Source organism: Hungatella sp. (assembly GCF_046966825.1).
On sequence record NZ_JBKVCZ010000019.1, the window covers coordinates 1 to 23,732 of the forward strand.

Annotated in this window: 22 protein-coding genes; 2 read left to right on the plus strand and 20 right to left on the minus strand. The window is 49.4% G+C overall.

Annotated elements, in window-relative coordinates:
• Positions 1–144 precede the first annotated feature (144 nt).
• From ACLTD4_RS08370 to ACLTD4_RS08460, 19 genes are all read right to left on the minus strand, one after another.
• The gene (locus ACLTD4_RS08370; protein ID WP_117621032.1) at positions 145–633 is read right to left on the minus strand and encodes a MarR family transcriptional regulator; all 489 of its coding nucleotides are present in this window, start codon (positions 631–633) and stop codon (positions 145–147) included.
• 199 nt (positions 634–832) lie between these two features.
• A complete protein-coding gene (locus ACLTD4_RS08375) occupies positions 833–2,974 on the minus strand; it encodes an RNA degradosome polyphosphate kinase (RefSeq protein ID WP_117621033.1) in 2,142 nt (713 codons plus the stop codon).
• A complete protein-coding gene (locus ACLTD4_RS08380) occupies positions 2,974–4,542 on the minus strand; it encodes an exopolyphosphatase (RefSeq protein ID WP_025531117.1) in 1,569 nt (522 codons plus the stop codon). The genes ACLTD4_RS08375 and ACLTD4_RS08380 overlap by 1 nt, the downstream gene beginning before the upstream one ends.
• A 70-nt stretch (positions 4,543–4,612) precedes the next feature.
• Positions 4,613–5,920, minus strand: coding sequence for an ATP-binding protein (locus ACLTD4_RS08385; RefSeq protein WP_055654784.1), 1,308 nt, complete (start codon positions 5,918–5,920; stop codon positions 4,613–4,615).
• Positions 5,921–5,984: 64 nt separating this feature from the next.
• Positions 5,985–7,121, minus strand: coding sequence for a prephenate dehydratase (gene pheA / locus ACLTD4_RS08390; RefSeq protein ID WP_055654782.1), 1,137 nt, complete (start codon positions 7,119–7,121; stop codon positions 5,985–5,987).
• The gene (locus ACLTD4_RS08395) at positions 7,118–7,867 is read right to left on the minus strand and encodes a lysophospholipid acyltransferase family protein (protein ID WP_002601673.1); all 750 of its coding nucleotides are present in this window, start codon (positions 7,865–7,867) and stop codon (positions 7,118–7,120) included. The genes pheA and ACLTD4_RS08395 overlap by 4 nt, the downstream gene beginning before the upstream one ends.
• Positions 7,868–7,922: 55 nt before the next feature.
• The gene (locus ACLTD4_RS08400; protein ID WP_025531115.1) at positions 7,923–8,426 is read right to left on the minus strand and encodes a putative ABC transporter permease; all 504 of its coding nucleotides are present in this window, start codon (positions 8,424–8,426) and stop codon (positions 7,923–7,925) included.
• Positions 8,427–8,556: 130 nt separating this feature from the next.
• Entirely contained in the window at positions 8,557–10,053 is a 1,497-nt protein-coding gene (gene cls / locus ACLTD4_RS08405; RefSeq protein WP_055654781.1) for a cardiolipin synthase, read from the minus strand.
• Between the two features lie 35 nt (positions 10,054–10,088).
• Complete coding sequence (locus ACLTD4_RS08410; RefSeq protein ID WP_117621034.1) at positions 10,089–11,807, minus strand: GspE/PulE family protein; 1,719 nt, start codon at positions 11,805–11,807, stop codon at positions 10,089–10,091.
• A gap of 61 nt (positions 11,808–11,868) precedes the next feature.
• Positions 11,869–12,456: a type II secretion system protein gene (locus tag ACLTD4_RS08415; protein ID WP_117621035.1), complete on the minus strand. Its 588-nt coding sequence runs from the start codon at positions 12,454–12,456 to the stop codon at positions 11,869–11,871.
• Positions 12,457–12,464: 8 nt separating this feature from the next.
• Entirely contained in the window at positions 12,465–12,851 is a 387-nt protein-coding gene (locus ACLTD4_RS08420) for a prepilin-type N-terminal cleavage/methylation domain-containing protein (protein WP_117621208.1), read from the minus strand.
• Positions 12,852–12,926: 75 nt separating this feature from the next.
• Positions 12,927–13,673 carry a hypothetical protein gene (locus tag ACLTD4_RS08425; protein ID WP_117621036.1) on the minus strand — a complete coding sequence of 249 codons (747 nt, stop codon included), beginning with the start codon at positions 13,671–13,673 and terminating at the stop codon, positions 12,927–12,929.
• Between the two features lie 29 nt (positions 13,674–13,702).
• On the minus strand, positions 13,703–14,380 hold the full coding sequence (locus tag ACLTD4_RS08430) for a hypothetical protein (RefSeq protein WP_117621037.1): 678 nt from the start codon (positions 14,378–14,380) through the stop codon (positions 13,703–13,705).
• 10 nt (positions 14,381–14,390) lie between these two features.
• A complete protein-coding gene (pilM, locus tag ACLTD4_RS08435) occupies positions 14,391–15,869 on the minus strand; it encodes a pilus assembly protein PilM (protein ID WP_055654772.1) in 1,479 nt (492 codons plus the stop codon).
• A gap of 22 nt (positions 15,870–15,891) precedes the next feature.
• On the minus strand, positions 15,892–17,142 hold the full coding sequence (locus tag ACLTD4_RS08440; RefSeq protein ID WP_117621038.1) for a type II secretion system F family protein: 1,251 nt from the start codon (positions 17,140–17,142) through the stop codon (positions 15,892–15,894).
• A 15-nt stretch (positions 17,143–17,157) separates the two neighbouring features.
• On the minus strand, positions 17,158–17,736 hold the full coding sequence (locus ACLTD4_RS08445) for a prepilin peptidase (protein ID WP_117621039.1): 579 nt from the start codon (positions 17,734–17,736) through the stop codon (positions 17,158–17,160).
• Entirely contained in the window at positions 17,726–18,154 is a 429-nt protein-coding gene (locus ACLTD4_RS08450; protein WP_117502083.1) for a prepilin-type N-terminal cleavage/methylation domain-containing protein, read from the minus strand. The genes ACLTD4_RS08445 and ACLTD4_RS08450 overlap by 11 nt, the downstream gene beginning before the upstream one ends.
• Positions 18,155–18,170: 16 nt before the next feature.
• Complete coding sequence (locus tag ACLTD4_RS08455; RefSeq protein WP_002601687.1) at positions 18,171–18,596, minus strand: type II secretion system protein; 426 nt, start codon at positions 18,594–18,596, stop codon at positions 18,171–18,173.
• 25 nt (positions 18,597–18,621) lie between these two features.
• Entirely contained in the window at positions 18,622–18,801 is a 180-nt protein-coding gene (locus tag ACLTD4_RS08460) for a DUF4250 domain-containing protein (protein WP_002601688.1), read from the minus strand.
• A 183-nt stretch (positions 18,802–18,984) separates the two neighbouring features.
• Between ACLTD4_RS08460 and ACLTD4_RS08465 the strand changes: the two genes are divergently transcribed.
• Positions 18,985–19,989, plus strand: coding sequence for an asparaginase (locus ACLTD4_RS08465; protein ID WP_002601689.1), 1,005 nt, complete (start codon positions 18,985–18,987; stop codon positions 19,987–19,989).
• Between the two features lie 186 nt (positions 19,990–20,175).
• On the opposite strand, the gene clpB is transcribed toward ACLTD4_RS08465, so the two are convergent.
• Positions 20,176–22,764 carry an ATP-dependent chaperone ClpB gene (gene clpB, locus ACLTD4_RS08470; protein ID WP_002601690.1) on the minus strand — a complete coding sequence of 863 codons (2,589 nt, stop codon included), beginning with the start codon at positions 22,762–22,764 and terminating at the stop codon, positions 20,176–20,178.
• Positions 22,765–23,083: 319 nt separating this feature from the next.
• Here clpB and ACLTD4_RS08475 point away from each other — a divergent pair, with 319 nt between their 5' ends.
• Positions 23,084–23,662: a hypothetical protein gene (locus ACLTD4_RS08475; RefSeq protein ID WP_002601691.1), complete on the plus strand. Its 579-nt coding sequence runs from the start codon at positions 23,084–23,086 to the stop codon at positions 23,660–23,662.
• Positions 23,663–23,732: the final 70 nt, after the last annotated feature.

A 23,732-nucleotide genomic window follows, 5' to 3' on the forward strand; every position in this document is an offset into this window, starting at 1 on the left:
TGCAAAAGCGAATCCGGAACAAACCCTGCCGGTTAACTCACGATTTAAATCACGAAAATGCACCGGCAAAATTTTCAAACGCCAGAACATATGATATCCGCTGTCACCCTGGATACAGTTTTTCTTAGTTTTTATTAACGCCCTCTATAACCGGTCATACCCGACGCTGTCGGCATCCACCCCAAGCTTTTTAATCTCATGATCCAGGTGGCGCTTATATGCTTCCACGAACCGGAGCATCCCATCGAGTTGTTCCTCAGTCACCTGATCGAACACCACTTTATCCCGATCCTCGAACTCCTGATGCAGTTCCTCATGAATCTCAAAGACCTGTTCGCCCTGTTTTGTAAGTCTAAAGTAGATTTCCTTCCGGTTCTCCGGTTTCTGGTAGCTCTCAACGACTCCCTTTTCCATAAGTTTCTTTGTAATTTTGCTGATTGCACTTCTGGTCATATAGAAAGCCTCAGCAAGCTTTGTCACATTAGAGTCCGTATTTTTCCCAATATATTCGATGCAGTGCACTTCCGAAGGCTTATACCCCTTCAGCAGTCTTTTCATCTTATACTCATCCAGAAAAATCCTCTTATTAAACAAATCCCAGAACCCGCCAAAAACCTGTTCTTCCTTACTCATGCCCCAGCCTCCCATTTTCCACGTGCTGCTTTATATAAAATACTTTATCAAATCTTCTATATCCCACTGCCCCTATCCTTTACTTCCCACCGCCTCCGCATTTTTTCCAGCGCAGCCGGTGCCAGCGGACCTTTCACAGCCTGGCCGCCTTCTCTTTTCCCCAACTGCCTGCGCAAAGTCCGCGTCCCCCCGTCCAGCCCTAATTCTGACTAATTACCGGCACAAACACCCGGTTACTCACCGGGTCCATTTTCCCCAGCTCTGCTTCCACGTTTTTTACCGCTTCCTCGCAGAACTGATCCTGGCTGCACACCAGCACCTTGCCGCGTTTATCCGGCTTCTCATACGTTCCATCCGGTTTCAGTATATGAGCCTTCACATTGTCCTCCAGCTGAACCTTTAAGACATGCATAACCTGTTCCTTTAAGGATTCCTCCTCCACAGGGAACATGATCTCCACACGCTTATCCAGGTTTCTCGGCATCCAGTCGGCGCTGCCCATATAGATCTCCGGACTTCCGTCATTTTCAAAATAGAAGACACGGGCGTGTTCCAGGAAATTACCGACAATGGAGTGTACCTCGATGTTCTCGCTCAAATTAGGAATGCCGGCCTTTAAGCAGCAGATTCCGCGGATCACCATCTCAATTTTTACGCCAGCACAGGAGGCCTCGTATAGCGCGGCCGCAATCTCCTTGTCGCAGAGAGAGTTCATCTTTGCCATAATATGTGCCGGTTTCTTCTTTAAGGCGTTCTGCGTTTCACGGCGAATCATCTTTAAGAACCGGTTTCTCAGCCAGATAGGCGCTACCACCAGTTTATTCCAGTGCAGCGGCTCGGAGTAACCGGACAGCATGTTAAAGACCGCCGTGGCGTCCTCGCCGATCTGCGGGTTGCACGTCATGAGCCCAAGGTCCGTATAGAGCTTTGCTGTGGAATCGTTGTAGTTGCCGGTTCCCAGATGCACATAGCGGCGGATTCCGTCTTCCTCCCGGCGCACCACCAGGGTGATCTTGCTGTGGGTCTTTAAACCCACCAGTCCGTATATAACGTGACAGCCCGCTTTCTCCAGCTTCTTTGCCCAGTTAATATTATTCTCCTCATCGAAACGGGCCTTTAGCTCCACCAGAACGGAGACCTGTTTCCCGTTGTCGGCCGCTTCAGCGAGGGCCGCGATAATCGGGGAATTGCCGCTGACGCGGTAGAGGGTCTGCTTGATGGCGAGCACATCCGGATCCTTAGCCGCGCTCTTTACGAAGTTTACCACCGGACCGAAGGTCTCGTATGGATGGTGCAGCAGAATGTCGCCCTTTCGGATATTCGTAAATATGTCATCCTCGTTCATCAGAGCCGGAACCCGCTGCGGAACGTACTTCGGAGCCTTTAAATGCTCGAAGCCCTCAAGTCCGTACATCTTCATCAGGAACGTCAGATCGAGCGGCCCTCCGATCTCATAGATGTCGCCCGAGCTGATGGAAAGCTCTCTCTTTAATATCTTCAGCAGGCTCTTGTCCATCTTCTCGTCGATTTCCAGACGGATGGCCTCGCCCCACTGGCGCTTCTTTAACTGCTTCTGGATCTCCTCCAGTAAATCAACCGCCTCTTCCTCGTCGATGGTCAAATCCGCGTTCCTCATGATACGGAAGGGACTGTAGGCGACCACATTATAGTTTAAGAACATGGAACCGATGTTGCGTTCGATGATCTCCTCCAGAAGGATCACGGAACGGCCGGATTTCCTGTCGGCTGGGATCTCCACGATTCTCGGCAGTACGCTGGGTACCTGAACCATGGCGAACTCTAAGTCCTCTTCTCCGCTCTTCTTCTGAAGAAGCGCCGCGATGTTTAACGTCTTGTTCCGGATTAACGGAAACGGGCGGGACGAGTCCACAGCCATCGGGGTCAGAACGGGATATACATTTTCCCGGAAATACTCATCTACGTAGGCGCCCTGTTCCGCGTTTAAGTCCGCATGGGTCGTGACCACACACAGGCCATTCTGCTTTAACGCAGGGAGTATTGAGCGGTTGTAGGTGGAATACTGCATGGCTACCATCTCGTGCGTCTTTACGCCGATCTTTTCCAGCTGCTCTGAGGGCTTTAAACCGGCGATATCCGGCTTCGTATATTTTGCGTGGACCATGTCCTTTAAGGAGGCGACACGGACCATGAAAAATTCGTCCAGATTTGACGAGGTAATGCTTAAGAATTTCAGCCGTTCAAACAGGGGCAGGTTCTTATCTCTGGCCTCACTCAGCACACGGTAGTTAAATTCCAGCCAGCTCAGTTCACGGTTTACATAATTATCAGGATTGTAGAATCTTTCATCAATATCTGCCATCAGGACAACCTCCTCTTCTGTTTTAATACAGGCCGGATTCCGAAAATTTCCTCGAAGAAATCCGCTTTCTGGGCAAATGCCACCGCCTCCAGGGTAATATCCCCTCCATAGGTCGTGGTCACCAGCAGCTGGCCTTCCTTAACACTCAGACGGCAATCGTGAAGCTTCTGCTTATGGCTCCGGTCCATGGCATTGGCCAGCCGCAGAATCGCCGTCAGCTTGGCGATCAGTATGGTCACGTCGTTATGGGTCAGCTCACCTTTTGTATCGCGAAACAGGTCTTCATTAAATATGACCTCATTGTAATCGAAATCAATGCTGTTATAGCGCACCACATTGGCGATGATCTCACGCTCCATATGGGATAAACCGATGATCTCCGTCGACATGATGATATTATACCCCGACTCTCCCGTGTACTTCATTCCGATGAATTTTCCGCAGGAGTGGATGATGGCGGAGATTTGCAGCAGGAGACGCTCTCTCTTTCCCATGCCGTGGTACCGCTTCATGCTGTCAAATATATCGAGAACGTGTTTTTCCATGTCCGCCGTGTGGGAAGCGTGACATTTGTAGCGCTTCGCCATGTTGCGGGACGCCGCAAGGATATCCTCGGTGAAATCGTGGGTGAATTTTACCGCCCTGGTCTCCTCCGCATATTCCGCGGCAATGCCGTCGCAGAGACGGATTCCGGGTATCCAGAACATCTCGGCCCCGGTCAGCTCTAAGACTCTCCGGTAAATAATGGCCGCCGGCATTAAGAGGGCCGCGTACTCGCTGTTCACCCCGAAACGCTCTTCGATCTGATAGAGGGGCATATCCACCAGCTTCTCATAGAATGCCTTGAAATCCTCTGCGGTCACCCGGTCTACAGGCTTCCCCGTTCCGCTTCCTCTGGATAAATAGAGGATACATTCCCCGATGCCGATTAAATTCTTGATCTCACGGTCCTTTAAATACATCTTTTTAAACGTCACAAGCTCATTATCTACCAGTTCCTCGATAAGAGTATTCTCCATCCGGATGTCGGCCTGGATATTGGACATCATCTCCCGTATCCTTAAGACGCCCAGGAGAAGGTTCTGGGTGGAGATCAGCGCGTCCTTATCGAACAGGGATATCTGCATGCTGCCGAAGCCCACGTCCACAATGGCTGTGCCTTTCTGAATTGTCTTGTTAAATTCCGCGTCCTTGGAGGCAATGGCCTTATAGCTGATAAACCGCTGTTCCGAGTTGCTGATGATCTGTACTTCAATCCCTGTCCGAACCCGGATCTGATCCAGCACGATCTGGTTGTTGCGGGCCTCACGCATGGCGCTGGTGGCATAGGCGCGGTACTCTGAAATCTTGTAGGCCTCCATAATCTCCGCAAACTGCTGTAAGACGCCGCACATCTCCTCCACCAGTTCATAGCTGATCTTTCCATTATTGTAGGTATCTTTTCCAAGGGCGATGACGTGGCGCACATGGTCTACCCGGCGGATTCCGTATTTGGGCGAAACCTCATAGATACCGAGTTCCAGTTCAAATGAACCCACGTCGATGGCTGCGAATAGTTTAATTGCCATACTTGTCCTCCTTACCGCCCGGTACGGGCAACATCCTTTCCATTATACTCTCCTTTTGTCAGGACATGTGTCAAATTTGCGTAAAATCTTCCCGGGTGCCCATCAGGTGTGTGATGAACTGGCTGGCCGTCCTTCCGGACAGTCCTCCGTGGCTTAGCTCCCATTTGTTGGCCTCCGCGTAGAGCTCCTCCAAAGGCATATTTACATGATACCGCTCCGCCAGCTCCCTTACAATGTTCTGGAACTGCTTCTTATCCGGAGAGCCGAAGTATATGGTCACGCCGAACCTGGCTACCAGTGACAGCTTCTCCTGTACGGTGTCGTTATTATGTAATTCATCATCCAGCTCCCTCTTATCACTGAACTTCTCACGGATCAGATGGCGCCGGTTGGAGGTCGCATAAATCAGCACATTCCCAGGCTTCTTTCCGAGACCGCCTTCGATGATGGCCTTTAAATACTTGTATTCCAGCTCGGAATCCTCAAAAGACAAATCATCCATGTAGATGATGAACTTGTAGTTCCTGTCCTTCACCTGCTCCTGCACCTCGGACAGGCTCTTGAACTGGTGCTTGTATACCTCGATGATGCGCAGCCCCTGCTCGTAGTACTCATTTAAAATAGCCTTGATACTGGAGGATTTCCCCGTTCCGCTGTCACCGAACAGAAGCACATTGTTGGCCGCTCTTCCCTGGATAAATGCCTCCGTATTCTCGATCAGCTTCTTCTTCTGAAGCTCGTAGCCGATGATATCGTCCAGATAAATGTGCTCCACATTGGTGATGGGATTAATATGGACCTCGTGATCGATCTCCTCGATTCGAAACGCCTTGTTAAGCCCAAACTTGCCGACGCCGAACCGGCGGTAAAACTCTGTCACGGCTTTTCCGAAGGCGGCTACATCCTCAGACCGCTCCAGCTCCACCGCCAGCGCCACGATCTGGTCCCGGATTCTCTTGTTGAACACGCGGCTGTTGCCATTGGCCGCATGGTAGTCTGAGAGTGCGGACCAGACACCGCCGCCCGTCGGACCAGCCCCGCCGTCCAGTGTGCGGATATCGTAATCAAACAGCTCCTTGATCACGTTGAAATCATGGGCGGCCAGTTCATTCAGAGAGCCTTCGATATGGCCCACAATTTCACATGAAGTACTGTATACATTTTCGTTGTTTGCAAGGCAGAATGCTAAAAAACAATGCCAGAGATTCCCCTCAAAGCCGTAATTCACCGCCATGTCGATCAATTGGCTGGCACAGGCATAGGAATCCGGCATTGTTCCCGGCTTGTCGTCCGGCCCGACGGCCAGAAGTGTGGAAACGTGATCAAACAGTTCCCGGTGCTGCAGATTTCGGTAGATAATGAGTTCCTGCGATTTCATAAGTTCCTCCCTATTTTTTCGAAATGGCCAGGCAGCCTACAGCCGCCTGACCGTTCTTCGTCCCTTAATAATTGCCTAAAATTCTCATGTTAGACGCTTCTTCTTCAATTCCCTTTAACGCATTCTGAATCTGCGCATCACCCAGGTTTCCCTCGATATCGACGAAGAACCGGTATTCCCAGTTTCTTCCGGCAATGGGCCTGGATTCGATCATGCGCATGTTCACATGATTATAGATAAAATTGCTCAGCATATTGTACAGGGAACCGCTCGTGTGGGGGAGTTCGAAGCTGATGCTCACCTTCGACGCATCCTCCCGGTATATGGGATCCCTGGACAGGATGATGAACCGGGTCGTATTATCTTTGTTATGATTGATGGATGGCTCCAGCACCTTTAAGCCGTACAGCTTTCCGGCTGTCTCGCTGGCCACCGCCGCCTGATTCTTCTTCCCGTCATTTAAGACTTTCTTTGCAGACGCCGCGGTGTTCTCCACACTGTACTGCGCCCAGTCCCGATGGGAGTTTAAGTATCGGGAGGACTGCATCAGCGCCTGGGGATGGGAAAATACGGTGGTAATATCCGAAAGCTCCGCCTCCGGAAGTCCCAGAAGCGCATGGTTGACCGGGATGAAATTCTCCGCCACAATGTAATTATGGTATTTGATCAGCAGGTCGTAATTATCGCTGACCGCCCCCGCCGAGGAATTCTCGATGGGCAGGACCGCGTAATCGGCCCGGCCGGCCTCGACCTCCTTCATGGCGTCTTCCCAGAACTGCACGTGATAAGCGTCCACATCACTGCCAAAATACTGCAGTGTGGCTTCATGGCTGTATGCACCTTCCACTCCCTGGTACACTACACGGATTCCCTTCAGGGGAAGCTCCTTCACGGCCTTGAAATCCATCCTGGCTGTCAGTCCGTGTTCCGCCATCAGCTTATACTGATACCGGCGGCTGATCGTCATCATCTGGCTGAACAGTTCTTCCACGGCCTGCTTCTGAAAGCTGTCGTCTGTCATGGCCTTCACGGATTCCAGCTTCTGTCTCTCCCGCTCTCCGTCGTAGACCGGTCTGCCGTTTTCAATCTTATATTCCGCCACATCGCCGCATAGACGCATGCGCTCCTCGAACAGGTTCACAATCTCCCTGTCGACCTGATCCAGTTGTTTTCTGATTTCCTGTAAATCGAATGTACTCATAAATTCTGTCCTTCTGCCAGCTGAAGCCTAAGCATGGCCTTTATCTGTTCTTCCGTGTAAGCTCCCGGGAACTTCTTCACTTCCGGAGGCAGTTCCTTTGTGTGGAACGGCTCCCCAAAGGTGATGGTCACATGGGATGGTTTGATCTTCGGAAAATGCTGTTCAAAGACTTCTGCGGTCCCTGTCAGAGCCACTGGCACCACATAGCAGCCGCTCTTTTCCGCAATCTTTAAGCTTCCCTCTTTGAATGTCAGCATATCCAGCGGGTCATCGTTCTTATTTCTCGTTCCCTCCGGGAAAATCCATACGGAGACGCCGCGTTTCACCTGTTCGATTCCTGCAAGGATGGTCTTTAAGCCTTCCTTTAAATTCACGCGGTCGAGAAAGAGGCAGTTGACCAGCTTCATCCAGGATGAAAGAAGCGGAATCTTCTCCATCTCCTTCTTGGCTACAAAACCGGTCAGAGACGGAACCGTCACATATCCCACCAGGATATCGAAATAGCTGCGGTGGTTCCCCACGTAAAGTACCGCCTGGTCAGTCGGGACATTCTCTCTTCCCTTTACCGTGATCTTCACTCCCGCCATCCAGAGGATCAGCCGGAATACACACTGGATCACGGCCAGGCTCTGTACATCACGCAGGCGGCGGTTTTTCTTACCAATCAGAAATTCCACCAGCATCAGCGGAATACTTAAAATTAAAAACAGAATGACAGTTGCTGCTACAAATATAAAACGTATCATTGGTCTTCCCCTCCATTTTTACTATTATATAAAATGAAGAGTGTAATTACAAGACTTACCCGCCTTTCTTTTTCGTAATTTGCTCAAATAAAAGCCCTGTGGCGAACCACAGCGGAGCAAAATCGAGCCGTATGAGGCCGTCGATATTCGTACTCCGTCCCGTGTAGTCCCAGGGACACATTCCCCGTGACCGAAGCCACGCTCCTGAGGCGTATTCCGCCACAAAAATCAGGACCATATAAAGCATACCGTGGCGGACCGCCAGATCCGACTTTTTTACGCTCAGTGATTTCCCCGGATTGAGCCAGTCGTCGATCCATTTGCCGATCGGTCCCAGAAGCGCTCCGCATCCGTAGATGGGGAACATCAAAAGGGACGTCCTTCCCATCAGCCTCCAGTCGTGCCTCATGATTGATTCCGCTGACGTAAACAGGACCTCCAGGCACCAGCCTGTGATTCCGCATTTGCAAAAATTGACCGGGAGCTGTTTCAGCTGCAGCGCCGTGCTGCTGATTGTAAATTTTTTGAATGTTGTTGTGTTTAATGTTGTCGTCTTCATAAGTACCAGTATGTACCCAAAGCGGTAATTTTATGAACAAAAAAAGGGGGCAAATGCATTTCCTGCATTTTTCCCCTTTTGATCGTGGATCGACCGGTATCCGGACAGTCTCCGCTATAAACAGCGGATCTCATAGAAGCGGCGACAACAGTCTGCTGCACTGCTCCTTCACCCGGATCCACAAGTCTCTCGACGCATAGCCCTCTCTGGTTATCTCTTTGCAAAGCTTTAAATCCTCAATAAAGATATTTTCCAGTTCTTTCGTGGTCTCCTCATCGTAAATGACGGCATTGACCTCAAAATTCAGCTCAAAGCTTCTGATGTCCATGTTTGCCGTGCCATAGGAGCAGACGCGCCCGTCTGTCATCACGCCCTTGGCATGGAGGAAGCCGTTCTCATACGTATAGCACCTGGCTCCCGCTGACAGAAGATCGCCCACATAGGAGTAGGTCGCCCAGTATACAAACGGATGATCCGGCTTGCACGGGATCATCAGGCGGACGTCCACTCCTGACCTGGCGGCAATAGAAAGCGCAGATAAGACGGCATCATCCGGAACAAAATACGGCGTCTGGATATAGATATGGTCGCGCGCCTTTGCGAACAACCGGATATAATTGTCCCGGATCTGCCTGCTGACAGCGTCCGGACCGCTGGCAATGATCTGAATACCCAGCGGATGAATACCTGGATCCACCTGATCCAGACGGAATAAATCAGCTCCGGTCTCAAAATACCTCATATCCTTAAACAGGTTTTCTCCTGCCGCGTAATTCCAGTCCAGCGCGAAACGGATCTGAAGACTCAGCACAGAACCGCCCGTCAGCTTTAAGTGCGTATCCCTCCAATAGCCGAACTTGGGGTCTCTGGAAATGTACTCGCGCCCGATGTTAAATCCGCCCACGTAGCCGACCTTGTTGTCAATAACCACGATTTTCCGGTGGTTGCGGTAATTCATTCGAAGCTGAAGCCGTCCCAGGATGGGCGGAAAGAAAATCCCTACCTTCACACCGCACTGCTTCAGTTCCTCCCATTTCTTCTTCGGCATGAAACGGCCGCCCATACCGTCACAGAGAATACGGACCTCCACTCCGGCTCTGGCCCGTTCGGCCAGAATCGGGCTGATGGAATCGAACAGCTCATCGTCCTTGATGATATAGTACTGAAGGTGGATAAAACGGTCGGCTTTTCTCAGTTCCTTGCGCAGATCCGTATATTTTGCCTCGCCATCCGTAAAAATACGGACAGTATTGTCGATGGTCAAAACCGCTCCTGAGGTCTCTAAATTGTACAGCACCAAATCCTCATAGTCACGGGTCAGATGGGACTCCAGGCTGGTATCGTGCGTCTTTAAAAACTCCTCCTGGCCCCGCACGGTAAAATAGACGCGGTCCTCCACTTCCTTGACGCGGAACATCTTGCTTTTCCCCATGTCCTGACCCAGAAGGAGGTAAAACACGAAGCCAAAAATCGGTATGAAATACAGGACCATCAGCCAGGTCCAGACGGATTTCGGATCACGCCTTTGGAAAAATACGATTATGATTGAAAAAATCAGATTGATGTAAATTAAATGCTCCATGATCCATGACCAGACGGCTGTGACCGCCATCCATGCTGTCTCCATATGAAGTCCTCCTTTTTCCCCTTCCTTATTCTTCCTCAGTCTTCCCCGAAATAATCCATATCAATCGTATAGATCAGACGTTCCATCTCCTCAAATGTCGTAATTCCAGCCAGAACCATTTTCACCGCCTCTTCTTTCAGAGTCGTCATCCCATGGCTGCGAATTGCGTACGCTTTCAACTCGTCTTCTTTTCTGCCCTCTGAGATCATGCGCTTCATCTCCGCATCCACGCTTAAAATCTCATGGATGGCAATGCGGCCCTTGTATCCTGTTTCATTGCAGAGATAACAGCCCTTTCCCCGGCGCAGACGTACGTGTTCACCAGGAGCCGCAGGCTTTCCGTACAGAATCTTCAGTTCTTCGGGACGCGCCTCATACTCTTCCTGACAGTAGGGACAAACCTTTCTCATAAGTCTCTGGGATACGATTCCGGCTATGGAGGCCGCGGCCAGATACGCGGGAATTCCCATATCCATCAGCCTCGTAACCGATGATGCGGCATCATTGGTATGAAGTGTGGAAAATACCAGATGACCTGTGATAGCGGCGCGTGCTGAAATCTCAGCAGTCTCCGGGTCTCTTGTCTCTCCGATCATGATGATATCGGGATCCTGACGAAGAATGGAGCGCAGTCCTGTCTGGAAGTTCAGCCCCGCTCTGTCATTAACCTGTATCTGATTGATCTTCGGCAGATTGCGTTCCACCGGATCCTCTATTGTAACAATATTCACAAGGCGGCTGCTTAAATACTGAAGAACCGAATATAATGTCGTTGTCTTACCGCTTCCGGTCGGTCCGGTAAAGTAAATGATCCCGTGCGGGATACGCAGAAGCTGTTTCATCTTCCGGTAGTTATCACCGGACATGCCAAATGCGGCGCTGCGGTCAATCGGCGTATTCGTCGTCAGGAACCGAAGCACACCCTTTTCGCCGTAAATAGTAGGTACGAAGGATACTCTCACGTTCATCTCCCTGCCATCCAGTGTGATTTTGAAGTGACCGTCCTGCGATTTCCGTTTCTCGGCAATATCCATTTTCGCCAGAATCTTGGTGCGCGCCACAATCCCCTGATGAATGGCAGGAGAAAGCGTCATGTATGGAATCAGCATTCCGTCGCGCCTCATTCGGACAACCGTCTCATTTTCGTAGGGCTCGATATGAATATCACTGGCGTTTGTATTGTAGCCCTTTAAAAGCAGGCTGTTTAACAGACGGACGATCGGCGCCTGATCCTCATCGGAGCTTACCATCAGGTTTTCCGCAAAGGTTCTGGAAAATACGGCGTGTTCGCTGGCCAGTCTCGCCGCCGCTCTGGCATCAATCCCTGAGTAATTCAGCTCAATCGCGTGGCGGATCTGCGTCCGTTCCGCCAGAATCAGCAGGATTCTCATATTGGTCACCAGACGGATATCCTCCAGCGCATATAAATCCAGAGGATCCGCCGTCGCCACGGTTAAACAGCTTCCTTCCATGGAAACTGCCATAATATTATATTTTATGGCCAGCTGTTTCGGAATTTTCTCCACTGCCCGCTCATCGATATGAAAAAATTCCAGATCAATGACTTCGAGTCCCATACTGCGTCCCAGCACTTCCATAAGCTCCCGGTCCGTTACATACCCAAGATCCGTCAGAACTTCGGCCAGACGCCGGTCATTTGTCTCCGCTTTCAATTGCTTCAGACCTTCATTCAGTTGTTCCTTCGTGATGGCGCCCTGTTCTACCAGCACTTCTCCAATGTGTATTCCCTTCATTTCTCCAACCTCAAACTTCCAACCTCGAACTGTATTTTCAATCAATTCCCATGACGCAGACTCATTGCCTGCTTAAATATCCCAGATCTGTGTAGTAAATATAGAGGGTATTTCCGGCTGTGCCGGCTCCGCCTTCCAGATCACGGCGGATTATATCTTTGCCGTTCAGCTCTAAATTAACTAATTTTACCACAGAGTCTGCGGAATATAAAGCCGTATTCGTCTGGTTCTTCCACGTAATCCGGTACTTTAAAACCGGGGCATTTGCCTCTGGCGATGCAGGCAGAATCTCGAAGAAGACCTTTCTCTTCCGGTAAAATTCCTCTTCGCATATCGCTTCTCCGTCGCAGTAGATCCGGCCATCCCTTGAAAACAGGATTTCATGGCCGTATTCATCACCGGTCAATTCTTCTCTGCTGATCACCAGACTCTCCGCACAGGAAATCCTGTCCTCCAGATAATCGACAATCACTTGAGTCGTTCTCCTTAAGTCGTCGGCGGAGGCGCTCGTTTCAAACATGTTTCCCGTGTAGGTATACATCCGGATCAGGAAGCTCATGAGAATAAATGCGATTGCCAGGGACGCGATCAATTCCGTCAGCGTCATTCCCCGGTCGCCGCACAGACAGCCATTCCATTTTCCACTCACGCTGCACCTCACTCCCTGGATTTCGGCACCGGCCCTACCACCTTCAGGGTGACAGGCGAGGTCTCACCCTTACCGGTCCATGACATCCCATATTCCTTGATCACTGCATCCATGGAGATTGTATGATTGTTTATTTTGAATCTGAGTTTTATCTCTTTCGTTCTGAGCGGCTCCTTTTCCAGTTCCACGCATTCCAGCGCAGTCATATACTGTTTTCTCATCACGGTTCCCCTGCCCAGGGAAGAATGCGCCATTCCCAGGCATTTCAAGAATATCGTGACCGCAATCAATAGAATGGTCCATGCTGCCAGAGACTCGATCAGAGTAAAGCCGTCGTTTGATTTGCAGGGGTTTTCTGTATTATTGTGTCTTGCCATGTTACTGTGTTTATCCATATTACTGCGCCTTGCCGTTTTACCACATTTCACGATTTGCCTCCCATTCGCGGTTATTCCACTTATGCCATCCCGTTAATTTATAAGCTGTGGTTCTCCCCGTTCATACCCGAGGACGATCCATGGCTCTTCCTCCGATTCCGGATCGTTCTGGAGATAAACTGTCATGATCTCGGTGCTGCTGCCTTTCTTCGCAGCAGCGGTCAACATAAGACAGTTCTCTTCCGGCATGTAGTATCCGGTCATCGTACAACTTCCCATGGTGGCATCTAATTGGAACTTGATGGCGGAGATGGGAATCATGCTGATGATGTCTGAATCGTTGCCGCTGTCTTTTAGAGTCGGCTGGGGAGAAGTGGTGCCTGCTTCTGTGTTGATTTTGGAATCTGATTTATTGGCCGAATCCGTGTTGGATTGCGCGTTTAGTTCTGCTTTTGGTTCTGTGCCAAATGCTCCATTTGATTCGTTTCCAGGCTCTGCTCTGAATTCTCCATCTGGTTCATCTTCCAGTTCCGCGCCTGACTCCTCATTTGGTTCGTCTCCCAGTTCCGCATCTGATCCGCCACCCATAAATTCCGAAATTTCGTCTAAAATGGCAGCTCGCAGCTCTCCTGAACCGTTGCCTGTAAAGTCTGCAGCCGCAGTCTGTACGATGGAACGTGCCGTTAAATACGCCTGCCTGTCATTGTACTCCCTAAGACTCTGCCGATAATACGCTGAAGTGGCAAACAGAATCGCGGTCACCAGAATCATCAGTATCATGACCATAACTACGACCCAGCCGAGTACGTACCCTTCTTCCCCGTTTTTGCGCCCTGCCATTTAACCACCTCATTTCAGTTTTCTGTCTTTCAGGGCTCACTGATGATTTTCATATCGCTGTATTCACCACTGCTTTTTACTCCCTCACTGCTTTTCACTTCCTCACTGCTTTTCAACTCCAGCATCAAGCAAGTCACCGTCATAGACAGCGTTTCACCATTGACGTTGCCATCCGTCATTTCTTCCGTTCCATCGGCCTTATCCTCTATGCTGTTTCTGGAATATGAAGTCACAGAGATCCAGTCTCTGTCGTATGCCCAGTCCAGCAGCCGGTATAAATCTTCCATTGTTCCTGATGCTTCTACATGGACAGTCGCCTTATGGATGTTATATCCTGTTTCCGCCGCCTCCTTTGTCTCCAAAACCGAAACATCTAAAACCTCAATGGTCTCGGGTACAATTTCAAAGGAGGTCAGATACTCTGCAAGTTCCGGAATCAGCATGGAATTGGTGCGGTACGGCAGATAATCCTCCGTATTTTCACCGATCACGCCCTGTTCTCTGCCAATCTCCTGCTCCAGGACAGATTTCCCGGTCAGATCGTTCTCGGACTCGCGTTCCTGAAGCTGTATAATTTTCAGTTCCGCCTCTGTCCTTACCCGTTTCATATCAGATGGAATTTTCACCAGATAGTAGACTCCCGTTAAAAGCAGAAGAACTACCGCAATATAAACCAGTACCTTTTCTCTCTGCGTCAGTTTTCTCATGGTTCCCTCCTTATTCCGGCATTTTTAATACACACTCCAGTTGAAAATAATACCAGCCATCCTTTTCCTTTGTCACCGGATTGACATTGGTAAATCCGGAATACTCTACCTTTGAGAACAGTCCGCTCTCTTCCAGTCTGTGCGCATAAGCTGATATTTCCTCATAGTTCTGTGAATTTCCGTTAAAAATCAGCGAGCCATCCATGTATTCCGGTTCGGAGAGCTCCAGGCTTCCGCCCGCCGCGTCAAAGATATACTTCCGCACAGCGCTGTTCATCTTCGCTGTCTTTACCGCCTCTTTCTTTACTGCAGCCTGCCCGGCCGTCAGGGTTCTCAGGGACATCAGTTTCTCTTTCAACTGTTTTTCTTCTGCCAGCGCCTCTTTTCTCCCTTTTTCAGACAGGCGTTCTTCAAGAACGTGTATCTCTTCCCTCATGTTTCTTACAGCAATCTCGTTATTGGCCGCAATCCCCAGAAAGATACTGAGAATTGCCGCAGGTAAAAGACATGCTCCAAGAAAACGGGACCTTTCCTCTTCCCTGCGCCTTTCCTTCTGTTTCGCCGCTCCAATGAGATCCAGAGACTTACGGCCTCCCAGCAGACTGCCGGTGACATACAGATACTGGCCCATGGAATAGCTGATGCCGTCTTTCGATGTAATCAGCGCTTCCTCTCCGGGTACCGTCACGGTAATATCCTCATTTTTCACAATGCTGGGAATGAGGCGGTCCAGTTCTTCTTTCCCCAGCCCGCAGAGACAGACAAAATCCAGTTCAAATTCATCTCTCTGCATCTTGCAGAAATGGATAACGGACCGGATCACCTTCGCCATCTCTGCCGTACTCTCCTCAGTTCCTCTCTCATCGACCAGACGCATGCGGTTCGTATACGTATAGACACCATCGATGTAAAGCGATGTCATCATATTCCGTCCATCCGCGATTGCCATAATAAATGTCTTATTCCGGAAAGACGGCAGGAAATCAACCAGATTATTCAAACCATCTACTGCGACGTCAATCGATTTCAGCTTCATACCACATTCGGAGAACAGGCTCTGGTACTCAAGAATTACACTGCGTTTCATCGCCACACAGAGGATGGTACACCCTTTGTTATCCCTGTTTTTCCTCCTGATAATACTGTAATCATAGACGTAGCTGCCCTTCTCTGAGGGCAGAATCAGATCGGAAATCTCCCGTCTCACCAGTTCCAGCATCTGGCTGTGAGGCATCCGCGGAGCTCGCAGCACCTTCGTGATAATCTGGTTTCCGCCCATAGTCAAATACACATGCCTGCGGTATTTACCATACCGCTTCCTGATTCCGTTCAGTACCTCCTTTACAGCTTCCTCTTCTGTCACAACGTCGTTGATTAAGGCGCCTTCCTTTAAACGGATGCTAAGGCAGTCCATAATCTCTATCTTTTTCCCTGACCTTCCAAGCACAGTCCTTATCTCATTTTCCCCTAAATAGACTGATAATCTCATATGTGCCCTCCTGTTTAAGGCCTTATCCGATACTCTGATAATACTGGTAAATGGGAACCATCACAGACAGCATCAAATAACCAATGATGACTGCCATGATAATAATCATGGTCGGCTCCAGAAGCGACAACAGCCGCTTTATCGCTGTCTCTGACCTTACTTCAAAGGATTCCGCGGTGCGTTTCAACATGGAACCCAAATTACCGGATTCCTCTCCTATGTAAATGCTGTGAATTAGTTCGGGACAGAACTCTCTGATCTGAGACAGTGAGTCGGAAAGAAGCATTCCGTTTTTCATATCCTCCATTACCTGACAGAGCCGTTTCTTCATATAGAGGCTGCCCAGCGCATCCGCAGTCAGTTCCAGTGCATTAATAAATGGAACGCCTCCGCCATACAGGAAACTGAAGGTCCTTGCAAATCTGCCAGCCATGATCGTCCTGAGAAGTGTCCCGATCCCCGGAATATGAAGCATCATTTTATCCTTCCATACCACTGCGCCAGGCCGGGTAAATACTCCGGCCAGAATCACTGCAGCCGAAATAATGACCGCGGCGATATCTGTAAAATGATTCCGAAGCCCGTGGCTTACTGCCATCAGAATCTGCGTGGAAACCGGTATTTGCTCCATGGATTCGAACAGCTCGAAAAAGCTGGGAAGGACGGCAGTAAACAGCAGGAGCACCACCGCAGTAACGGTCAGAAAGAGAAAGGCGGGATAGACCATGGCGGTCCCGATCTTCTTCCTCGTCTCATCTTCCCGTTCGAAGTACTCTGCCATTTTCCCTGACGCCTCTGCGAGGCCGCCTCCCGCTTCCCCGGCGCGCACCATGCCGATGAGAATAGGTGGAAATACACCATCCTGCATCTCCATCGCCTGAGAAAAATCCACGCCGTGCAGGATCATATGATAGAGTTTTCCATAGATCTCCCTTAAATCTTTTCTCGATTCCTTGACACTGATTAAGTTCAGCGCCTGCGCCAAAGGTATTCCGGAATTCAGCATGACTGTCAATTCACCCATAAATCGTGACAGAAGTCCATAGCCCAGTGGACGCCTTCTGACTTTTCCGCGCTCTTCTTTGACCTTCACCGGATACAGACCCATGGCCCGGATCTTCGTCCACGCCTGCTCAAAGTCCTGAGCCTGAATCTTCCCTCTCGTGCGCCTGCCGTTAATACTTTTCGCTGTATATTCGTAATCCGCCACAAAATCACCCTTTCTCTCATTCGGCAGTTCCAGCATTTTACCACGTTCAAGAATCTCTACCATTAATCTTTCGGCCTCTCATCCTCTTAAAAACCCCAGATACCAGGCCAGCAGCTTGTCTCCATACAGAAGGGAAATCACGACACCCGCCGCCAGAAATGGACCAAAAGCAAAATGCGATCCGCGCCCGGCCTTATGTGACGCCAGCAGCCAGATTGCATAGCAACCTCCAGACACCACAGCGAGAAAGGCGGCAGCAATGATCCGCGGTCCTCCAAGTATAAGGCCGCAGACAGCCATCAGTTTGATATCACCGCCGCCAAAGCTTTCCGGAACGGCAAGCGTCATGAGATACATGGGCAGGCTGACAGCCAGCCCTCCCATCGCTCTGCTTAAAAGAGTGATTCCTGGCTCCGTTACAAGAGACAGGAACGCAGGAATGAGAAGCGCGGCTGTCATCCGGTTCGGAATACGCATGGTTTTAAAATCCGTATATGCGATCGCCGCTAAAATCAGACATACCATCCATATCATGACTGCACGGAGGCCCAGTCCACCGCAGTGATACCAGGTTATACCCGCCAGAAAAAGGGCCACCGCAGCTGCGACGACCCTCCTGGGAATACTACTGCCCATATGCTCCTCTTCAGTCTTCATAGGTAACGCCCTTTCCGCCGGTGATCGTAATCTTCTTCCCATCTTCCGGGGTATACTCTATTTCCTCAACTTTGTTTCCGTCCAGCGTTATCTTAAAGCTGCTTCCGCTCTCCACGTCATTGCCAAGAAGCGCCTCCACTCTGGCTATGTATTTGGAACCGTCGCCTCTGGTATACTCGACAATCGAGGCCACAGCTATTCCATTATTCGTGCCTTCCTGTTCCAGAGCCGCAGCCTGTGCCGCAACATAGACATTCCGGGCCTGCGAAGTATATGACTTCTTTCTGGCATCACTGATAAACCCACTCATGGTCGGAATAGCAACCGCTGCCAGGATTGCAATAATGACCAGAACTGCAAGCACTTCTACCAGCGTAAATCCATTTCTGTCTTCTCTAATGTGTTTCCATCTGTTCATCTTTGGTATCCCTTTTTCATTTTCTGTCACGGACTTCCACTTCGGAATCATTCTTAATCTCTATTTGATAATCCTTCACATCGTAGATCATACCGTTTATCTTGCCTGTCGCCGGGTCATAAAAGATGCCCCGGATCTGTCCGCCTTTCGTAACACTGCCTTTCAGCATATCGTATAAAGCGTTCTCTTTACTCCCTACCTCCGGGTAAAATATCTCGTTATACATTTCGAAGTCATCGATCATTCCGTCGGCAGCAAGCCGGTCAATGACATACGACTGCATGGCTGCCTTTACCATAAACGTCTCCGCCACATACGACTTTTTCTTTGCATCATCGATAAATGCATTCAGCTCGGGAACGAGATTCGCTGCAAGAATCGCAATGATGGAGAGCACCGCAAGCGTCTCAATTAAGGTAAAGCCCGCATCATCCTTTTGCATACGTTTTCGTTTGCTTTTCACCCATCTAAATAAACTGGTTTTTTTCTTCATTATAATAGTAGTCAATCGAGGCCAGTCCACTGGTTATCTCTTCCTTATCAAGGCCCAGCGACAGACAGCATTCCTCCAGAGAGGGGTAATAGTCGCGAAGCTGTGTATTTAAGAAACTGAGCAGCATGACCGGGTCTTTAGGTACATTTGCCATTTCCGATTCTCCTGTTCTATATCAATGCAATTCATTCTAGCATATATCTCCGGTATTTTCAACGTGCAGAAATCGATTACGGTGCTGCTGACATCAATTTACGAAGAGAATTTTAAAAAGGCCTATACGAATGAAAAAAGTCGTGATACAATCGTTTTCAGCATCATAACAGGAGGAAATTCCATGAAAAAAATATTAATGCTCGGCACTGGCGGCACCATCGCCTGCAAACGCGGTGAATCCGGCTTAAAGCCTCTGATCTCTTCGGAAGAGCTTCTCTCATACGTCCCGGATGCGAAGCAGTTCTGCCAGGCGGACAGCCTTCAGATACTCAATATAGACAGCACCAATATGCAGCCAAAACACTGGCTCACCATGGCGGAGGCCATCGAGGCGCACTATGAAGAATACGACGGCTTTGTCATCTGCCACGGAACGGATACCATGGCCTACACGGCCGCCGCACTCTCCTATCTGATTCAGAATTCCCCCAAGCCCATCGTCATTACAGGCGCTCAGAAGCCGATCGATATGGAAAATACGGATGCCAGAATCAACTTGTGTGACAGCCTTCGTTTTGCCAGCGACGACCGTTCCTGCGGCGTCACCATTGTCTTCGATGGAAAAGCAATTGCGGGTACCCGTGGAAAAAAGGAACGAACTAAGAGCTATAATGCATTTTCCAGCATCAATTTTCCATATATTGCCATGATCCAGGATGGCCACGTCATCTTTTATCTGGATGAAAAAGAGCATTTAACGGACCATGTTCAGTTTTATCGCACTCTGAACCCCAATGTCGCCCTGCTGAAACTGATCCCTTCCATGGGCGCCGATGTGCTGGATTACATGGCGGGCCATTATGACGCCGTCATCATCGAGTCCTTTGGTGTAGGCGGACTTCCCTCCTATGACAGCGGGGATTTTTACAAAGCCATCGAGAAATGGATTTCTCTCGGCAAGACCGTCGTCATGACCACTCAGGTAACCAATGAGGGCAGCAACATGTCTGTCTACGAGGTCGGGCGTTCCATCAAAAAGGAATTCGGTCTCCTGGAGGCATACGATATGACGCTGGAGGCCACGGTGACAAAGCTGATGTGGATTCTGGGGCAGACGCAGGACGCGCATGAGATTCGTGATATGTTCTATCGCACAGTGAATAAAGATATTTTATGGCGGGGTTGAGATCACCCCGTGCTAAGGAAGTATGGCCGCTGAAGCGACCGCACTCCGGCGCGAGAGTCCGGCTCGCCGGACTCTTTCTTGTTCCTGTGAACAACGAGCCAAGTGTCATGCCTGCATGAGCATATGGCGGGCACACTGAAAGTCCAATACCCCACAGTAATCTGCGGGGTATTGGACTGCTATAATTTATTCGGGATATGCGATCAGCTGGTTTCCGTTTTCTGCTACATCGATCACAATTGTATTGCCGGCTCTCACCTCGTCTCCGAGGATGATCTTGGCGGCCAGTGTCTCCACATGCTTCTGGAGATACCGTTTCAGCGGACGTGCTCCGTAAATCGGATCGTAGCCCCGATCCACCACAAACTTCTTCGCAGCATCGGTCAGTTCAATCTTCAATTCCTTATCCCCGATCCGTCTGTTTAAATCCTGGATCATGAGATCGATGATCCCGGCAATATTGTCCTTGGTAAGAGGCTTAAACAGAATAATCTCATCCAGCCTGTTTAAAAATTCCGGACGGAAATGGCCTCTTAAGTCATTCATAACCATGGCCTCGGCCTCCGGCGTAATACTGCCCCTCTCATCGATGCCGTCTAAAAGGTACTGGGAACCGATGTTGGAGGTCATGATAATGATTGTATTTTTAAAGTCTACGGTTTTACCGGTTGAATCGGTAATACGTCCATCATCCAACACCTGCAAAAGAACGTTGAATACATCCGGATGCGCCTTTTCCACCTCATCAAACAGTACAACGGAATACGGTTTTCTGCGGACGGCCTCTGTCAGCTGGCCGCCTTCGTCGTATCCCACATATCCTGGCGGCGCCCCGATCAGACGGGATACGGAGTGTTTCTCCATGTATTCACTCATGTCGATCCTGACGATGTTATTCTCATCATCAAACAGTCTCTCCGCCAACGCTTTCGCAAGCTCCGTCTTACCCACGCCGGTAGGTCCTAAAAACAGGAAGGAACCAATAGGCTTTGTGGGATCCTTGATCCCCGCCTTGGAACGGATAATGGCCTCGGTCACTTTCTCAACCGCTTCGTTCTGACCAATCACTCTCTGATGAAGCTCTTCATCGAGATGAAGTGTCTTATTCCTCTCGCTCTCCGTCAGCTTTGCAACCGGAATGCCGGTCCATTTGGAGACAATCTTTGCAATCTCGTCCTCCGTCACATTTTCATGCACCAGGCTTAAATCCTGGCTCATGACACGGGCCTCCTCTTCCTCCAGCTCCTTCTGAAGCTGAGGCAGCCTTCCGTACTGCAGTTCGGCCGCACGGTTTAAATCGTATTTCTGTTTGGCGTCCTGAATCTCCCGGTTTAAATTCTCTATCTCTTCGCGCAGGGTCGATAAGTGTTCTACTGAAGATTTCTCATTCTCCCACTGGGCCTTAGAAACAGCAAATTCATCGTGCAGCTCCGCCAGTTCTTTCTGAAGCTCTGCCAGCCGGTCCTTACTCAGATGATCTGTCTCTTTCTTAAGAGCCGCTTCCTCAATCTCCATCTGCATAATCTTTCTGGACAGTTCATCCAGTTCTGCGGGCATGGAATCAAGTTCTGTCTTGATCATCGCACAGGCCTCATCGACCAGATCGATTGCCTTATCCGGAAGGAACCTGTCGCTGATATAGCGGTCCGAAAGGGTAGCCGCCGATACCAGAGCCGAGTCTGTAATCTTTACGCCGTGGTATACCTCGTACCGCTCCTTCAATCCACGAAGGATTGAAATGGTGTCCTCCACGGTCGGTTCCGCCACCATAACCGGCTGGAAACGGCGCTCCAGCGCCTGGTCCTTTTCGATGTACTGGCGGTATTCATCCAACGTCGTAGCGCCGATACAATGAAGCTCGCCCCTGGCCAGCATCGGTTTTAACATATTGCCGGCATCCATGGATCCTTCGGTCTTGCCTGCGCCTACAATCGTGTGAAGCTCATCAATAAACAGAATGATCTGTCCGTCACTCTTCTTCACCTCGTCCAGAACGGCTTTCAGCCTTTCCTCAAATTCTCCGCGGTACTTGGCCCCCGCCAGGAGAGCGCCCATATCCAGGGCAAACAGCTTCTTATCTTTTAAGCCCTCAGGCACATCACCGCGCACAATACGCTGTGCCAGACCTTCAACAACTGCGGTTTTACCAACACCGGGTTCCCCGATTAAAACCGGATTATTCTTCGTCTTTCTGGAAAGAATTCTTACTACGTTACGAATCTCACTGTCACGGCCGATAACCGGGTCCAGCTTCTGGTCTCTCGCACGCTCCACCATATCATAACCATACTTCTCCAGTGTATCGTACGTCGCCTCCGGGTTGTCACTCACAACCCGCTGATTACCGCGGACCGTTGACAATGCCTGAAGGAAATTCTCTCGCGTAATTCCATAGGAACGGAACAGCTCCTTTACCATTCTGGAAGGCTGCTTCAGCATGGCAAGAAACAGATGTTCCACGGAAACGTACTCGTCTCCCATGGCTTTCGCCTCATCCTCGGCGCTGATCAATACCTTGTTTAAATCATTGCTGATATAGAGCTGGCCTCCGCTCACCTTCGGCAGCTTTTCTATAGCCTGGGCAGCCTCATTTAAAAATTGTTCCTTCTGAACGTTCATCTTTGTGATGAGCTTTAAAATCAGGCTGTCTTCCACGGTTAGAAGGCTGTACAGCAAATGCTCCTGCTCAATCTGCTGGTTCCCGTATTCATAGGCCAGCTTCTCGCATTTCTGCACCGCCTCAAGTGACTTCTGTGTAAATTTATTAATGTTCATAATATCCTCCTTCTCATCCTATCCGGAGATACAAAGCATTTGTTTTAATTGTTCTATATGTACTATAACAGATGTTTTATGTGATGTCAAGAATTTTTTTATATGTTTGCTTTTATCTGTTTTTTTATCGGCTTTTTGTCTGCTCTTATATTTACTCTTATATTTACTCTTATATTTACTCTTATATTTACTCTTATATCTGCTCTTACATTAATCTTACGTTTTTTTCCGCCTTGTTGTTTTTTGAATTCCTATCCTTTATAATTTACTTAACAGTTAATGAAAAACCTGTTGTCTTACAGAAAAGGAGAGGAAAAGAATGAAATTATATTCTCATTATATAAAGATTAAAAATATAAAAATCAAAAGTATAAGGACCAAAAGTATAAAGATCAAAAGTATTGCCGTGCTTGCGGTCTGCTCCCTGTTCTTTAGCGTGGGGTCCGGAGCGATCACAAGCTTTGCTCATACCCCTGACGAATCTCGTTTTTTAAACGGGACCTGGGAAAAAGACGATCATGGATGGTGGTTTGCCAATAAGGGGAACCCTGACTATTTTACTTCCACCTGGGCCGAATATCAAGGATACTCCTACTATTTTGGTGCCGATGGCTATCTGGTTACCGGTTGGAATTATATAAATAACCACTGGTATCGCTTCAATCCGGAGAAAGGGAATCATGAGGGGGCCATGATGACAGGCTGGATCTATGATCCTGACTATAAAGGCTGGTTTTACACTAACCCCTCCGGAATCCTGGTCACCGGCTGGAATAAGATCGGCGGGGAGTGGTACTACTTTAATCCAGAATCCGACGGAACCTTGGGACTCATGGCTGTCAATCAGGTAATCGACAGCTATTACGTGGACTCCGATGGAAAAATGAATGAGCCGTAGACTGCTGAACGGCTGAATGGGTTGAATTGTTTTTGATAAAAAACAGGATTGGAATCAGAACGCATGACAT

What these genes read in the sequence shown, in the direction of transcription:
- ACLTD4_RS08370 (WP_117621032.1), bottom strand. Translation starts at nt 633, where the DNA reads ATGAGTAAGGAAGAACAGGTTTTTGGCGGGTTCTGGGATTTGTTTAAT.
- ACLTD4_RS08375 (WP_117621033.1), bottom strand. Translation starts at nt 2,974, where the DNA reads ATGGCAGATATTGATGAAAGATTCTACAATCCTGATAATTATGTAAAC.
- ACLTD4_RS08380 (WP_025531117.1), bottom strand. Translation starts at nt 4,542, where the DNA reads ATGGCAATTAAACTATTCGCAGCCATCGACGTGGGTTCATTTGAACTG.
- ACLTD4_RS08385 (WP_055654784.1), bottom strand. Translation starts at nt 5,920, where the DNA reads ATGAAATCGCAGGAACTCATTATCTACCGAAATCTGCAGCACCGGGAA.
- pheA (WP_055654782.1), bottom strand. Translation starts at nt 7,121, where the DNA reads ATGAGTACATTCGATTTACAGGAAATCAGAAAACAACTGGATCAGGTC.
- ACLTD4_RS08395 (WP_002601673.1), bottom strand. Translation starts at nt 7,867, where the DNA reads ATGATACGTTTTATATTTGTAGCAGCAACTGTCATTCTGTTTTTAATT.
- ACLTD4_RS08400 (WP_025531115.1), bottom strand. Translation starts at nt 8,426, where the DNA reads ATGAAGACGACAACATTAAACACAACAACATTCAAAAAATTTACAATC.
- cls (WP_055654781.1), bottom strand. Translation starts at nt 10,053, where the DNA reads ATGGAGACAGCATGGATGGCGGTCACAGCCGTCTGGTCATGGATCATG.
- ACLTD4_RS08410 (WP_117621034.1), bottom strand. Translation starts at nt 11,807, where the DNA reads ATGAAGGGAATACACATTGGAGAAGTGCTGGTAGAACAGGGCGCCATC.
- ACLTD4_RS08420 (WP_117621208.1), bottom strand. Translation starts at nt 12,851, where the DNA reads ATGGATAAACACAGTAACATGGCAAGACACAATAATACAGAAAACCCC.
- ACLTD4_RS08425 (WP_117621036.1), bottom strand. Translation starts at nt 13,673, where the DNA reads ATGGCAGGGCGCAAAAACGGGGAAGAAGGGTACGTACTCGGCTGGGTC.
- ACLTD4_RS08430 (WP_117621037.1), bottom strand. Translation starts at nt 14,380, where the DNA reads ATGAGAAAACTGACGCAGAGAGAAAAGGTACTGGTTTATATTGCGGTA.
- pilM (WP_055654772.1), bottom strand. Translation starts at nt 15,869, where the DNA reads ATGAGATTATCAGTCTATTTAGGGGAAAATGAGATAAGGACTGTGCTT.
- ACLTD4_RS08440 (WP_117621038.1), bottom strand. Translation starts at nt 17,142, where the DNA reads ATGGTAGAGATTCTTGAACGTGGTAAAATGCTGGAACTGCCGAATGAG.
- ACLTD4_RS08445 (WP_117621039.1), bottom strand. Translation starts at nt 17,736, where the DNA reads ATGAAGACTGAAGAGGAGCATATGGGCAGTAGTATTCCCAGGAGGGTC.
- ACLTD4_RS08450 (WP_117502083.1), bottom strand. Translation starts at nt 18,154, where the DNA reads ATGAACAGATGGAAACACATTAGAGAAGACAGAAATGGATTTACGCTG.
- ACLTD4_RS08455 (WP_002601687.1), bottom strand. Translation starts at nt 18,596, where the DNA reads ATGCAAAAGGATGATGCGGGCTTTACCTTAATTGAGACGCTTGCGGTG.
- ACLTD4_RS08460 (WP_002601688.1), bottom strand. Translation starts at nt 18,801, where the DNA reads ATGGCAAATGTACCTAAAGACCCGGTCATGCTGCTCAGTTTCTTAAAT.
- ACLTD4_RS08465 (WP_002601689.1), top strand. Translation starts at nt 18,985, where the DNA reads ATGAAAAAAATATTAATGCTCGGCACTGGCGGCACCATCGCCTGCAAA.
- clpB (WP_002601690.1), bottom strand. Translation starts at nt 22,764, where the DNA reads ATGAACATTAATAAATTTACACAGAAGTCACTTGAGGCGGTGCAGAAA.
- ACLTD4_RS08475 (WP_002601691.1), top strand. Translation starts at nt 23,084, where the DNA reads ATGAAATTATATTCTCATTATATAAAGATTAAAAATATAAAAATCAAA.